Here is a 13,555-nt window from a genome sequence, read left to right on the forward strand (position 1 = left end):
AAGCGAATCAGCAAACTTTTTTTCATTTTACTCGCAAATGACTCATAATGACATGCTTTTTGTCGTGCGTTTCATTTCGAATCAGCTTTTGGTACACTAAAGATAAGTATCGATACGCTATCTAGCTGAGAAAAAGGAGCGGAAGATTTTGACTTGTATTTTTTGTACTGCCTCAAAACATGCGATCATTGAAAACGAACGCTTTTATGCGATCTTTGATAAGTTTCCCGTCACCCCTGGACACCTGCTATTGATCCCCAAAGAACATCGAAGGGATTATTTTGCCCTCACCCAAGAGGAATTACAAGACTTGCAGGCTTTGTTGCAGGAAGGCAAAGCCTATTTGTTGGAAACCTATCGACCAGACGGCTTCAACATCGGCTTCAATTGCGGGGAGGCTGCCGGACAGACGGTCTTTCATTGCCATTGTCATTTGATCCCACGCTACCAAGGCGACGTGGAGGAACCAAAAGGCGGCGTTCGAGGCGTGATTCCTGACAAGCAAGCCTACTAAATACAAACAAGCCGTTTCTTCCAGCAAAGGGAAACGGCTTGTTTGTGTTTGTTAAAAATGAGGACGCTTAGGAATTGATCGCTGAATGGTTTATCAACCGATTGATATGAACGCCTAGATAGACGATTTCATTGACAGGGATCTTCGTTTGATATTCTTTATCGATATAGGCTTTGACTTTTGTCGCGATCTCCATAGCATTTGGATAAAGAGCCCACATTTGACGGTATAGTCCTTCGTCTTCTTCTTGCAGCAGACCATCCAAAAAGAACCGGTCAACGAAGAAACGCACGTGGGTGATAAAGCGATTATAATGGATCGAATTGGTGTTGACGTCTTGCTGGATCGAGTAGCGTACCATATTGACGATCAACCCGATCAATTTGGCTTTTTTCAACCCATCTTGATTTTCCTCGGTGTTCGACTGGGCATTGATCAAATGAAACGCGATATTGGAGGCTTCTTCTTCCGGCAGATCAATTTGATACTTCTCTTTCAACAAGCGTAGTGCCTGTTCGGCGGCTCGAAATTCCTCCGTATAGTAATTCTTGATTTCCCAATAGAGTCGATTCGTCACACTCAAGCCTTTTTGCTGACGTTCCACAGCAAAGTGCAAGTGATCCGATAAGGTAAGGTAAATCGTTGAATTTAGCGGATAGGGCAGCATTTTTTGCGCCAGCTGAACGATTTCTTTGGTCATTTCAAAATAGTACAACGGAATCTCATCTACCAAATCGGCAAACTGACCCGATTTTTTTTCATCGATTGGCAGAAAAACTTGATCGATCTGGGTATCGGCTATGCTGTCGCCGACTTTCTTTCCATAGCCGATCCCCTTCCCAAGTGCAATCATTTCCTGGCCTTCCTTATCAACAAGTACGACACTTGAATTTAAGACTTTCTTGATGTAAATCATGCACTCTCGCTCCTCACTGTTTATTCTGCCAAACTTGCGCCATTGGTAGCGATCACTTCTTTGTACCAATCGAAGGAATCTTTTTTCAAACGGTCATAACTGCCGTTTCCTTCATCATCGGCATCCACATAAATGAAGCCGTAGCGTTTCGTCACTTGTGACGTCCCAGCACTGACCAGATCGATCGGTGCCCATGAAGTATAACCAATCAAATCGACTCCTTCATCGATGGCTTCCTTCATTTGTTTGAAGTGTGCCTTGAAATAATTGACCCGATACGGATCATGCACTTGACCGTCTTCAAGGACATCCACGGCACCCATACCATTTTCAACGATCATCAATGGCACTTGATACCGATCATACAATGAAAGCAAGGAGATTTTCAAGCCTTTAGGATCGATCTGCCAGCCCCATTCAGTTGACGGCAGCTTGGGATTTTTTACCCCTAAAACCGTATTGCCCGGTGTCCGTTCCGCATGTGGGTCGCCTGATTCAGCCATAGACATATAATAACTGAAAGAAAGAAAATCAACGGTGTGATCTTTTAAGATTTGGCGGTCTTCTGGTGCCATTTCAATCTTGATGCCCCGTTTTTCGAGATCTTTTTCAATCATTCGCGGATAAGCACCTTTGACTTGAACGTCCGCATAAAAATCATTTTCCAAGTTTTTCTTTAAAGTTAATTCAACATCCAATGGGTCACAAGTCAATGGATACGTCATCAACTTCGTGATCATACAGCCGACTTTGTTGTCGGGATTTATTTCATGGGCGATTTTTGTCACTAATGAGCTGGCCACAAATTGGTGATGGAGGGCTTGATACACGTCTTGCTCTTCCTTACCAGCTTCTGATTGCTCAGGAATGAGACCTGCTGTTGTAAAGGGATGACGATGGATACTGTCGATTTCGTTAAAGGTCAGCCAATACTCCACATACTCCCCAAATTCTTCAAAGCAAACGGTCGCAAAACGGACAAAGTCATCGATCACTTTACGTTCCACCCAGCCATTGTACTTCAAGCTAAGCGCTAACGGCATCTCATAGTGAGACAACGTTACGATCGGTTTGATTCCCAAACGCTGCATTTCTTGGAAGACATTGCGGTAAAAAGCGATCCCTTCTGGATTGGGTGTCGTTTCTTCCCCAGTTGGGAACAAGCGGGTCCATGCAATCGATAAACGCAATACTTTAAAACCTATCTCCGCAAATAAAGCCAAATCTTCTGGATAGCGATGATAGAAGTCGATCCCTCGGCGTTTTGGATAGATGGTATCCGTTGAATCCGCCATTGCTTCTTTGACGGCTTCAACAGTCACGCTCATATGTGCTGCAAAGTTTTTCACGTCGACATGAGGTTTGTAAGTAGCCACATCCGCTACCGACAAGCCTTTGCCCCCAAGATTCCATCCCCCTTCTACTTGATTTGCGGCGATAGCGCCACCCCATAAGAAGTCCTTTGGAAAAGTTGTTTCAGTCATTTTTTCAATCCCCTTTTACATTGTTTTTGTTGCATTGCTCATTGGTTTAGACGATCGGTGCAATCGATAAAACACCTTGTTCGTTGCGCTCATCGGTTGATTCGATCGGTTTGACAGTAAAGTTCTCTTGATTGGTGACCACACAGATCACGATTGGATCAAACCCAGCTGCTTTGATGGCATCTAGATCAAATTGAATCAGGGGTTGCCCTTGTTTCACTTGATCCCCCGCTTTCACGTAAGGGGTAAAGTGTTTGCCTTCTAATTGAACGGTATCCAAGCCGATATGAAAGAGCAATTCTGCGCCATTACGAGTTTTTAACCCGATCGCATGGTTGGTTTCAAACAACATCGTGATTTCGCCATCTTCTGGTGCGATCAATTCGCCAGACGTCGGGATGATCCCGAAACCTTCTCCGATCATACCGCTTGAAAAGACTTCATCGTTGACTTCAGATAGGGCTACCACTTGGCCTTCTACTGGTTTACTCAATACTTCGGCTTTCGGATCGGCAACTGTCGTCTTATTTTCCACTGTTTTGTCTTTGAATAAGAAAAGGACAAGGACGAAGGAAACAGTAAAGGATACCCCTAACGTGACTAATGCCCACACAAGATTCATCGGGTTGGCTTCATCGACGAACATAGTGATACTTGCTAGACCGGGACCAACTAATGCGAAGGCCTTGATGGCAAATAACCCAGCCACTGCACCACCAACTAGGCTGGAAGCCATCACGCCGTAAAGCACTCGTTTGTGCAGGATCGTCACCCCATACAAAGCAGGCTCGGTTATGCCAAAAAGGGCGGAGATGCCTGCAGAAACAGCGGTTGAACGAAGTTTTTGGTCTTTGGTCCGAACACTCACCGCAAAACAAGCACCGGCTTCTGCGATGTTATGTGCCAATGAGGCAGGTAAGTATAACAGCTCTGCCCCCATCTCACTCATGGACGAAACAGCATAAGGAATCATAGCTTTGTGCATACCGGTAACCACCATCAATGGTAAAACAGCGGCTAAGATCCCCGTTGCCACCCAACCTAAATGGGCATACAGCCAAATAATCGCTGCTGAGAAAATCGTTCCGACTTCAAAGCCTAATGGGCCTAAAATCAATAAAGCAACTGGAACCGTAATAACTAAGCTCATCATTGGAACAAAGAAGATACGGATCGGTTTTGGTGAGATTCGGGTAAACAGTTTTTCAATTTGAGCGTAAAATAAAACCGTTAAAATGGCTGGAAATACTTGTGACGCATAAGCGATATTTTGTAAACCGAAGCCCATGAAAGCTGCGCCATCTGTCAATAGTGTTGTTAGTTCAGGCAAAATCAAGGCACCGACAGCGGAAACCGCCACCAATTGGTTGACCTTTAATTTATTTGCCGTGGTGATCGCCACTAAAATCGGTAAGAAATACAATGGTGCGCCACCGATCAGATTCAAAATTTGATACGTTTGGCTGGTATTGTCCATCAATCCAGTGACAGAAGCAAGTAGCAGTAAGGATTTCAAGACGCCCCCACCAGCGACCGCTGGAATCAACGGTTGAAAAATCGAGATAATAAAATCAAGCAGGACCGCACCCCACGATTGTTTTTGTTTGCCTTCACTTCCTCCATCCGCTGTTAGCTCATGACCTAACACGTTCATAACCTCATCATACACTTCGACGACATCATTGCCGATGATGACTTGGCATTGGACATTTTGTCGCACCCCAATCACGCCATCGACTTTTTCCAAGGCATCTTTTTGTACGAGGCTATTGTCTTTTAAGGTAAAGCGCAAGCGTGTGGAGCAATGTTCCAAATGTGCGATATTTTCTTTTCCGCCAATCAACTCAACGATGGCAGTTGCCGTTTCTTTTACATTCATAATTTTCTTCTCCTTTAATTAGTTTTCCTTTGTTGGCCAAACAAAGAAAAAAGCAGGCAGCACCTACAAAAACATTGAACGGAATCCAACGATCCCTTCCATGTTTTTTATAGGTCCTGCCTGCATTACCAGTCACATGCCTGTTTTATTACTTGCATAATACCATGCTTTATTTGAAAACGCAACCACCGTTTTAAAAATATTTTGCTAAGCCTTTTGCTGAAACGAGAAGTTTGCTACACTTAGTGGATAATCAGTTATTTCGTCTTCCTTGGCTTGCACCAGAAGCAAGAAGAACATCGCTGGCTAAACGTATCACAAGAAAGGATGAATCGGATGACTTCATTGAATCACTCACTGCATGTTGCCGTCCCAACAGCATTTGATCATGTAGAAAGACTTGACACGAAAAGGACGATCGCTCATATCTTGCAACTGCAAAAGCAAGGGATCAAATCGGTTTTGGTGTGTGGCTCCACCGGTGAACAGCATTCATTGACTTTAACAGAAAAAAAACAGCTTCTACATGCCTTAGCGCAAGAAACCAGCTGGGCAGCCGATTTCGAAGTTCTCTTCGGTTTAGCTGGCATTGTATTTCATGAAACGCTCGCGTTGGCAGAAACAATCAGCAAAAATCCCCGAATCGATGGTGTGGTTTTAGGCTTTCCCCCTTATCTTTGCCTGACCCAAAAGGAAGCCGTCCTCTATGCTCAGGGATTGATCCATACTTGCGAAAAACCAGTTATTTTATACAACAATCCCCGCCGCACGGGCTTTGATTTATCTGCAGAAAGTCTCTTGACCTTGATCGCTGACCCTCGGGTGATCGGCTCAAAAGAAGCTGGCAGTAAGGAGCGAGTGCCTCAACTAAAAACAAAGACGGCTGCCGATTTTCGTTTTTATGCTGGTGGTGAAGCGGACTTGGCGGAAAAGGTCGCACTAGGGTTTAACGGGCTGTCATCAATGGCAGGAAACCTTTGTCCCGAGGAGATCCAGGTGATTTGGCAAGGGTTACTCAAAGGTGCTGCAACGATTTCTACGTCGGATGAATGGCAGAAAATGGAACAAGCAGCTGCCGGCGATCCAACAGATACCATCAGTTACCTTCCGTGGCTCAAGCAGCAAATCACCATTGATGGACAGCCCTTTGGCTTTTGTCGTCAGCCGCTAGGTCTAGAAACGAGTGATCGGTTTGGCACTGGCTCAATTCCCCCTCATCTAGCATAAGAAAGGCAGGAGAACCAGACAAATGAAGATTGATTCACAACTAAAGCACTATATTGAAAGCTCCATCATCCCACAATACAACCAATTGGATAGCAGTCACTCCCCAGCGCACGTCCACCAAGTGATCCAAAATAGTTTTGAGATTGCTGAAACATTGCCTGTTGACCTGAATATCGTCTATACGGTAGCTGCCTACCATGATATCGGCTTGCTCTATGGCCGCAAAAACCACGAAAGCAATTCCCGCAAGATCGTTGAACAAGATGCTGTGTTGCCACACTTTTTCTCTCCTCCAGTCATTTCAATGATCGGCGAAGCAGTAGAAGACCATCGTGCTTCGCTGCCCTATGAGCCTCGCTCGCTTTATGGCAAAATTATTTCCGAAGCCGATCGTGACTTAGATTTTGAGCGAATCCTCAAGCGAACCTTGCTTTTTGCTTATGAGAAAAAGCAACTCACAGATCTAGAACAATTGCACCAAGAAGCGTATCAGTACATTTCAAAGAAATATGGTCCTCAAAGTGAGCTGAAGGTTTGGTTGGATTATCGCAAAAACCAAGACGGTTTGGCGATCATTTATCAAAAATTAGCACAACCTGAAAGCTTCCGCCACACCTTTGAAAAAATCGTGCCGTTAGTTATCGCTACAAGCAAAGAAACTGACGATTGACACTTTGATCCAGCACCAGACTTTAAATAGAAACCCTCTGATTTCAAAATACGCCAAGTGTTTGCGTGCGCTGAATCAGAGGGCTTTTACTGTTATCCTAGTTCTTTTTTCACGGAAGTCGCCCCTCTCCTTCATTGCTCAAACGATTCTATCAAAATAAAAGAGCAGTAATTGGTTTTCTTCAATCGACAGATGCCCTTCTAAATAACCTTCCTTTTTTCACCGAATTTACTCTTTGTAAGCAAGATAGTTTGCTGAAAATAAAAAAAATGGTATTTTTATTTTATCAAGTGATAAAATAATAGGAGGAATCGTTATGTTTTTGGCAATCAATGAAATACGCCATTCCAAATTGCGTTACGCCCTAGTCACAGGGGTCATGTTTTTAATCGCCTATCTGGTCTTTTTTTTAACTGGCTTAGCGTATGGGTTGGCTCAAGATAATCGGATGGCGGTCGACAAATGGGAGGCAGATCAAATTTTGTTGACTGAAGAAGCAAATGATAATTTAAACATGTCGATGCTTCCTCGCAGTCTTTATGACGAAGTCGATGCACCAGAAAAAGCTGTTTTGGCGCAAACCGCTGGGGTAGTGACTAAAGAAGACAACGGTGAAAAAGTCGATGTCACCTTTTTCGGCATTGATCCAGATCAATTTCTAACACCAAATATTATCGATGGCGAGATGTTTGCGTCAGATGATGAAGCGGTCGCAGACAGCAGCATTGAGGAAGAATACGGGATTTCCATTGGTGACACCATCAAATTAGCCGGCAGTGACAAAAAATTGAAAATCGTCGGTTTTACAGATAACGCCCGCTTCAGTGTTGCTCCGGTCCTCTACACCTCGATCGGTGCCTATCAAGAAATTCGTTTTGAAAAAGAAGATGATTCAGAAAATGCCCGTATCAACGCGATCGTAACTCGTGGCAAAATCAAAGAAGTGCCAGATGATCTAGTCGCTACGGATATCAGCAAATTTATTAATGAATTGCCTGGTTACAACGCACAAGTGCTGACCTTTGGCTTTATGATCGGGTTCTTGATCGTGATCGCTGCCATCGTTATCGGTATTTTTATCTATGTACTAACGATGCAAAAATCAGAAATTTTCGGTGTCATGAAAGCCCAAGGGATCTCTAGCCGCTACATTGCTTTTTCGGTGATCGCCCAAACGTTCTTGTTGGCCACCTCGGGTGTTTTGATCGGTGGGTTGGCAACGATCGGTACCGCCCTCGTGTTACCTGCGGCAGTGCCATTCCAAATCAATCTATTATTCTTTGCTAGTATCAGTGTAATGATGATTCTGATCGCGATGCTAGGTGCTTTCTTCTCGGTGCGAACGATTGTAAAAATCGACCCATTGAAAGCAATCGGATAGGAGGAAAAAACATGAGTGCCATTGAATTCAAACAAGTCAAAAAATCATTTAAAGATGGGGACGCGACGATTGAAGCCTTGAAAGAAACCAACTTTTCGGTAGAAAAAGGCGAATTTGTCGCCATCATCGGTCCTTCCGGCTCTGGGAAAAGTACCTTTCTGACGATTGCCGGTGGTCTACAAGCTCCCTCTGAAGGCGAAGTATTTATCAATGACGAACCTTTTAGTAAACAAAAAGAAAAGCAACGGGCAAAAACTCGTTTCAAAAAGATCGGCTTTATTTTACAAGCTTCCAACCTTGTCCCTTTTTTGACGGTCAAAAAGCAACTTCAATTGGTGGATAAGGTCAGCAAAGAACCCCAAGAGCAATCAGCTACTGAATTGTTTGAACAACTAGGGATTGAAAAGCTGCAGAACAAATACCCCGATGAACTATCTGGTGGTGAAAGGCAGCGTGTGGCTATTGCCCGAGCGCTCTATCATGATCCCACCATCATTTTGGCAGATGAACCAACGGCGAGTCTTGATTCAAAAAAAGCCGTCGAAGTCGTCAAAATCTTAGCAAAAGAAACCAAAGAAAAACAAAAAGCCACCATTATGGTGACCCATGATACCCGTTTGACAGATTATTGTGATCGGGTCCTCGTCATGAAGGATGGCGTTTTAGAAGAAAAAGAACACACGAAAAAAGAAGCCGAATCAAGTGATTCGCAGAAGGAGCAAGCATGAAAAAAATTATTGTTGTCGGTGCGGGCGTGTCAGGATTAGCTGCTGCTGTCCGTTTGCAAAAACTTGGCTATGACGTCACCCTCTACGAAAAAGAAGGTCAACCTGGGGGCAAAATGAATCAGATCAAGGAAAACGGCTTTACCTTTGATGTGGGACCCACCATCGTGATGATGCCGGAAATTTATCGTGAAGTATTTGAATTTGCTGGCGTTGATCCGAATGACTATATTCCTATGGAGAAAGTCGATCCGATGCTGCAGCTGTATTTTGCTCAAGACGAACCGCTGACCTTCTCAAACGACTTAGTAGAATTGACCAAAACGCTAGAAGCGATCTCGGAAGAAGATGCACAAGGCTATTTTGCCTTTTTAGCAGATATTTACAAACGCTATGTGATCGCCAAAGAGTCCTTCATCACCAAGTCGTTTCGGACATGGCGAGACTTTTACAATCCCAGATCATTATGGGCAGGGTTAAAGCTGCGAACGTTTAGTGACGCCTACTCTTCCATTTCTAAATTTGTCAAAGATGATCGCCTGCGAAAATCATTGGCGTTTCAAACCTTGTATATCGGTGTCTCCCCTTACCAAGGGCCGTCCCTTTATACCATCATCCCTATGATCGAGTTAATGTATGGGGTCTATTTCATCAAAGGAGGCATGTATACGTTAGCCACTGGTATGGCACGTTTGTTCCAAGAATTAGGCGGAACGATCCATTACAATACCCCAATCGATGAATTATTGATCGAAAACAAGCAAACCAAAGGCGTTCGTGTCAATGGAGAAACGATCACCGCAGATGCTGTGATTTGTGCGGCTGATTTTCCTTATGCTATGGAAAGCTTGATTCCTGATGAATCAAAACGCGGCAAATATACCAATCAAAAAATCGCTTCGATGGATTACTCTTGTTCTTGTTTCTTGCTTTATTTAGGACTGGACAAAAAATATGAAGATAGCGCACTCCATAGCATTTATTTTGCCAATGATTTCAAACGCAATGTAGACGATCTTTTCGAGGCTGGCAAGCTGCCAGAAGATCCTTCCTTCTACTTGTATCGTCCAACCCTGAAAGATGCTTCCTTAGCACCTGATGGTCAAGAAGGTCTTTATGTTTTAGTCCCAGTACCTGAATTATCTAAATTTGATCAATGGACGGATGAAACGATCCAAAGCTACCGCCAGCAGATCATTGGATTATTAAAAGAAAAAACGATCTTTACGGATATCGATGAACACATCGTGTATGAAAAAATGTATACGCCAGATACGTTCAATGATCGGTTCAATGCCTACAACGGTGCGACATTTGGCTTGAAACCAACCTTGGCGCAAAGCAATTACTATCGTCCCCATAATAAATTTGATTATGCAGAAGGCCTATACTTCTGCGGCAGCAGTACGCATCCGGGAGCGGGTGTGCCAATCGTGATGCAAAGTGCCAAGTTAGCTGTGGAGGAGTTGTTAAAAGATGACCGTTAAATCATTAAGCGTCTTTGATGAATACGACAATGATTTTTTATACTGTGAGGCCATCATAAAAAAGCATTCGAAAAACTTTCATACCGCCTTTTCTCAATTGCCAAAAGACAAAGCACGCGCCGTCTATGCCGTCTACGCCTTTTGCCGACGTGCCGATGATGCCGTCGATGAAAAGCATGACCCATCGTTGATCGAAGCCATGAAAAAACGCTTGGAAGAAATACAAGAACTATTAACCGGCGATGCGATTGACTTGCCGCAAGCCATCAAGGAAGAAGATCCTGATGAAGCCATTTGGCGGGCATTGACCCTTTCTTTCCAACAGTTTGACCTACAGTTTCAACCCTTTTTCGATCTATTGGTGGGACAAAAACAAGACCTTGACTTCCAGCAGCCCACCTCTGAAAAAGAGCTTTCCGACTATAGTTACTACGTAGCCGGCAGTGTGGGTCTGATGCTCTTGCCGATTCTCTCACAAACAGCCGCTGCGATTCAAGAGCCCGCCATAAAATTGGGTGAAGCGATGCAACGCACCAATATTTTACGTGATATTGGCGAGGATCTGCGAATGGGCCGCATCTATTTGCCACAAACGGTCTTGGCGCAATTCAACCTTTCACGAGAGGCATTAGCAGCTGGCAATCAAAACCAGCAGTTTATCGAGATGTGGGAACACGAAGCGCAACTTGCTGAGACGCTTTATCAGGAATCTTTTGTCATGATGCCGCAAATCGATGAAGATTGCCGTGAAGCTCTATTAGCAGCTGCTTTGATCTATCGGGAAATCTTGACTGTGATCCGCAAAAACAACTATCAAGTATTTGCTGAAAAAACAGCGGTACCGAAACAACGGAAAATCCAACTTTTGTTTACCGCGAAAAAAATGCTTCGTCAGGAACGTTGGGAGGGCTGACTTTGAACTTGCGAGAAAAAATATTACGAGTCGCAGAAAACCTGTTTATGCAGCAGGGGTATCAAGCAACTTCTACTAGACAGATCGCAGAAGCCGTCGGCATCACCCAACCCAATCTTTATTATCACTTCAAAGGCAAAGAAGCCATCTATTATGAAGTGATGGTCTCTTTGGCACAAGAGGTTTCTGGAAAACTAAATCAGACTGTTGAAGATACTTCCTTGACGATCTCTGAAAAAATCTTAAACATGTTTCTTTTTTTAAGAAGTCGGCATCGCATCAATTTTTATATGATGATGCACGACATTCAGCATACCGTTTCTGAGGACACTTCAAAAAAACTGTACTTGCTTTGGCGGAAAAATTACAAAGAACCGTTTCTTGACTTGTTCCGTCGCAGTGATTCCAAACTTCGTTCGGATGTCGATCCAGAATTTGTCACCAGTCAGTTGTTAGTGCTGATGGCGGCTCACTTGGACTCACCGGGAAAAGAAGACAAAATGCCAGAAGCGATCGATTTGTTTTTATTCGGTGCACTAGGCAATGGGCCAATTGCGAAATAGCTGGAACGTTGGCTTTTGTCCCGAGAATAATCATTCGACGAATTTCTGACAATCGCGTACACTGATCCAGTAAACAGAAACTTAAAAGGATGGATGTACATGTCAAAAAATCGAATCGAAGCCTTTACGGATGCGGTCATTGCGATCGTAATGACCTTATTAGTATTGGAATTGCACCAGCCCGAAGGCGATACCTTTGCTTCTTTTTTAGGAGTGGAACAGCAATTTATTATTTATTTGATCAGCTTTGTGATGTTAGCGATCTACTGGAACAATCACCATCATCTATTTCAAGTAGTATCTAAAATCGACGGTTGGACCTTGTGGGCGAATCATTTATTGATCCTGGCACTAACCCTCTTTCCTTTTGTAACGTCATGGGTCAGTCGTTATCCAGTCGCTCTTGCCCCTCAACTGCTTTACGGAGCTGTCATTTTATTGACGGATTTCAGCTATTTCCTTGTAGGAAAGTCCTTGGTGCGTGCCAACCCTGACAATCAAGCCATCGTAGAACTGTTTCGCGGATACAAGAAACTCTACTTTACGTTGTTTATCAACGTGCTGGCATTGCTCCTCGGCTGGCTGGTCCATCCACTACTTATCATCACGCTGGATAGTCTCGTGCTATTGTTGTGGGTGATCCCTGAGAAAAAAGTAGAAACCTTTTTAAAACAATAAAAACACTTGCGTCCTTCTCCTGATGGATAACTGCGCAAAAGCAGAACAATCGGCTGCTTTTGCGCAATCATCCATCGCTTTTAGGAGAAGGATGCAAGTGTTTTTTCTAGCGAATCAAGTCTTTCCCTGGTGCCTGTAAGACTTGTTCCACTTGTTCTTTGGTGGTTAAGGGGACATCTCCCAGCATCGTATGAGCCAATACAGCATTCGTGATTGCAAAATCAGCGGTGCGTTGGAGCGACCATTTTTCGGCATAGCCTAATAATACACCAGCGGCATAGGCATCCCCTGCCCCGATCCGATCCAAGACTTGCAGCAGCTGCGGTGCCGTTTCATAGGCATCCTGCGCCGTAATGATTCTTCCACTGATAAACTGCTTGTCTTCCACGGATAGACGGCGTGTCCCGCAGAACCATTCTAGTTGATACTGGTCAATAAAGGATTGGATCAACGCAAGCTCGGCGCCTTCTGTTTCCTCTAAGGGATATGCCAGCAGCTCCTCCAAGTCACGGACAGAGCCGAAAACTAGATCACAATAAGGTAGAATCGTTTCATACCGTTGTTTTAGTACCTCCCGATTTAATTCTTCATTCAAGCTTGGGCGGAAGTTAAAATCAAAGCAGACGCGAATCTGCTTTACATGGGCCTGTTTCGCCAAAGCCAATGCAGTTTGCCAGGTTCTCTCAGTCAAACTAAGAGAGATCCCGCAAATATGAATGAGATCGACTGTTTCTAGAAATCCATCGATGGCATATTCTTCTGGACCTGAAACGCCAAAGGAACTATGATGGCGATTTTGATAAGTCACGTAAGTCGGACGAGCGCCGTAGCCGATCTCGGCGAAATAACTGCCGATATGGCTGTATTTTTTGCCAACAAATGCTGTTTGAATCCCATAGGAACGCAAGCTGGCTTTCGCCGTATCCCCTAAACGGTTGGCTGGCACTTGTGTCAGCATCGAGGTGGTCAAGCCGAAATGCGCCAAATTGCCTAACAGATTGACCCCTGTTCCTGTAAAATCCATCCGCAAAGAGTGGGTCTGTTCCAGTGTTCGATATTCTGGTGGCGTCAATCGCATCATTACCTCACCGTAAGCACCGATCCGCATCATTGATCCC

13 protein-coding genes are annotated in these 13,555 nt (G+C 44.2%); 9 read left to right on the forward strand and 4 right to left on the reverse strand.

Annotated features, from left to right (window positions below; genetic code table 11):
* Window positions 1-112: 112 nt before the first annotated feature.
* A complete protein-coding gene (locus IGJ01_RS10375) occupies window positions 113-514 on the forward strand; it encodes an HIT family protein (RefSeq protein WP_254905026.1) in 402 nt (133 codons plus the stop codon).
* Window positions 515-581: 67 nt separating this feature from the next.
* On the opposite strand, the gene IGJ01_RS10380 is transcribed toward IGJ01_RS10375, so the two are convergent.
* Genes IGJ01_RS10380 through IGJ01_RS10390 form a run of 3 tightly spaced genes read right to left on the reverse strand, consistent with a single transcriptional unit; the run spans window position 582 to window position 4,793 of the window.
* Window positions 582-1,430, reverse strand: a complete 849-nt coding sequence (locus IGJ01_RS10380) for a PRD domain-containing protein (protein ID WP_244731931.1) — start codon at window positions 1,428-1,430, stop codon at window positions 582-584.
* 20 nt (window positions 1,431-1,450) lie between these two features.
* On the reverse strand, window positions 1,451-2,914 hold the full coding sequence (locus IGJ01_RS10385; RefSeq protein WP_008378571.1) for a glycoside hydrolase family 1 protein: 1,464 nt from the start codon (window positions 2,912-2,914) through the stop codon (window positions 1,451-1,453).
* Between the two features lie 46 nt (window positions 2,915-2,960).
* Window positions 2,961-4,793, reverse strand: a complete 1,833-nt coding sequence (locus IGJ01_RS10390; RefSeq protein ID WP_008378572.1) for a beta-glucoside-specific PTS transporter subunit IIABC — start codon at window positions 4,791-4,793, stop codon at window positions 2,961-2,963.
* A gap of 336 nt (window positions 4,794-5,129) precedes the next feature.
* Here IGJ01_RS10390 and IGJ01_RS10395 point away from each other — a divergent pair, with 336 nt between their 5' ends.
* The 8 genes from IGJ01_RS10395 (at window position 5,130) to IGJ01_RS10430 (ending at window position 12,437) form a co-directional block, all read left to right on the forward strand.
* The gene (locus tag IGJ01_RS10395) at window positions 5,130-6,020 is read left to right on the forward strand and encodes a dihydrodipicolinate synthase family protein (RefSeq protein WP_244731935.1); all 891 of its coding nucleotides are present in this window, start codon (window positions 5,130-5,132) and stop codon (window positions 6,018-6,020) included.
* 22 nt (window positions 6,021-6,042) lie between these two features.
* Window positions 6,043-6,690 (forward strand): HD domain-containing protein, encoded by a 648-nt coding sequence (locus tag IGJ01_RS10400; RefSeq protein ID WP_244731938.1) that lies wholly within the window; start codon window positions 6,043-6,045, stop codon window positions 6,688-6,690.
* Between the two features lie 316 nt (window positions 6,691-7,006).
* Window positions 7,007-8,071, forward strand: coding sequence for an ABC transporter permease (locus IGJ01_RS10405; protein ID WP_244731942.1), 1,065 nt, complete (start codon window positions 7,007-7,009; stop codon window positions 8,069-8,071).
* An 11-nt stretch (window positions 8,072-8,082) separates the two neighbouring features.
* Window positions 8,083-8,799: an ABC transporter ATP-binding protein gene (locus tag IGJ01_RS10410; protein WP_005235241.1), complete on the forward strand. Its 717-nt coding sequence runs from the start codon at window positions 8,083-8,085 to the stop codon at window positions 8,797-8,799.
* Window positions 8,796-10,283 carry a phytoene desaturase family protein gene (locus IGJ01_RS10415; protein WP_422705892.1) on the forward strand — a complete coding sequence of 496 codons (1,488 nt, stop codon included), beginning with the start codon at window positions 8,796-8,798 and terminating at the stop codon, window positions 10,281-10,283. The genes IGJ01_RS10410 and IGJ01_RS10415 overlap by 4 nt, the downstream gene beginning before the upstream one ends.
* Window positions 10,273-11,196: a phytoene/squalene synthase family protein gene (locus tag IGJ01_RS10420; protein ID WP_244731947.1), complete on the forward strand. Its 924-nt coding sequence runs from the start codon at window positions 10,273-10,275 to the stop codon at window positions 11,194-11,196. Before IGJ01_RS10415 ends, IGJ01_RS10420 begins: the two co-directional genes overlap by 11 nt.
* Window positions 11,197-11,198: 2 nt before the next feature.
* Window positions 11,199-11,759, forward strand: a complete 561-nt coding sequence (locus IGJ01_RS10425) for a TetR/AcrR family transcriptional regulator (RefSeq protein ID WP_280517182.1) — start codon at window positions 11,199-11,201, stop codon at window positions 11,757-11,759.
* A gap of 99 nt (window positions 11,760-11,858) precedes the next feature.
* Window positions 11,859-12,437, forward strand: a complete 579-nt coding sequence (locus IGJ01_RS10430) for a TMEM175 family protein (RefSeq protein WP_034872253.1) — start codon at window positions 11,859-11,861, stop codon at window positions 12,435-12,437.
* A gap of 106 nt (window positions 12,438-12,543) precedes the next feature.
* On the opposite strand, the gene IGJ01_RS10435 is transcribed toward IGJ01_RS10430, so the two are convergent.
* Window positions 12,544-13,548 (reverse strand): sugar kinase, encoded by a 1,005-nt coding sequence (locus tag IGJ01_RS10435; RefSeq protein WP_244731950.1) that lies wholly within the window; start codon window positions 13,546-13,548, stop codon window positions 12,544-12,546.
* Between the last annotated feature and the right edge of the window lie 7 nt (window positions 13,549-13,555).

Origin of the sequence: Enterococcus sp. AZ089, from assembly GCF_050547225.1 — a bacterium.
Taxonomy (GTDB): domain Bacteria; phylum Bacillota; class Bacilli; order Lactobacillales; family Enterococcaceae; genus Enterococcus_D; species Enterococcus_D entomosocium.

Excerpts from the sequence above, each read along its gene's own strand:
- IGJ01_RS10380 (WP_244731931.1), bottom strand. The coding sequence starts at position 1,430 with ATGATTTACATCAAGAAAGTCTTAAATTCAAGTGTCGTACTTGTTGAT.
- IGJ01_RS10385 (WP_008378571.1), bottom strand. The coding sequence starts at position 2,914 with ATGACTGAAACAACTTTTCCAAAGGACTTCTTATGGGGTGGCGCTATC.
- IGJ01_RS10390 (WP_008378572.1), bottom strand. The coding sequence starts at position 4,793 with ATGAATGTAAAAGAAACGGCAACTGCCATCGTTGAGTTGATTGGCGGA.
- IGJ01_RS10395 (WP_244731935.1), top strand. The coding sequence starts at position 5,130 with ATGACTTCATTGAATCACTCACTGCATGTTGCCGTCCCAACAGCATTT.
- IGJ01_RS10400 (WP_244731938.1), top strand. The coding sequence starts at position 6,043 with ATGAAGATTGATTCACAACTAAAGCACTATATTGAAAGCTCCATCATC.
- IGJ01_RS10405 (WP_244731942.1), top strand. The coding sequence starts at position 7,007 with ATGTTTTTGGCAATCAATGAAATACGCCATTCCAAATTGCGTTACGCC.
- IGJ01_RS10410 (WP_005235241.1), top strand. The coding sequence starts at position 8,083 with ATGAGTGCCATTGAATTCAAACAAGTCAAAAAATCATTTAAAGATGGG.
- IGJ01_RS10415 (WP_422705892.1), top strand. The coding sequence starts at position 8,796 with ATGAAAAAAATTATTGTTGTCGGTGCGGGCGTGTCAGGATTAGCTGCT.
- IGJ01_RS10420 (WP_244731947.1), top strand. The coding sequence starts at position 10,273 with ATGACCGTTAAATCATTAAGCGTCTTTGATGAATACGACAATGATTTT.
- IGJ01_RS10430 (WP_034872253.1), top strand. The coding sequence starts at position 11,859 with ATGTCAAAAAATCGAATCGAAGCCTTTACGGATGCGGTCATTGCGATC.
- IGJ01_RS10435 (WP_244731950.1), bottom strand. The coding sequence starts at position 13,548 with ATGATGCGGATCGGTGCTTACGGTGAGGTAATGATGCGATTGACGCCA.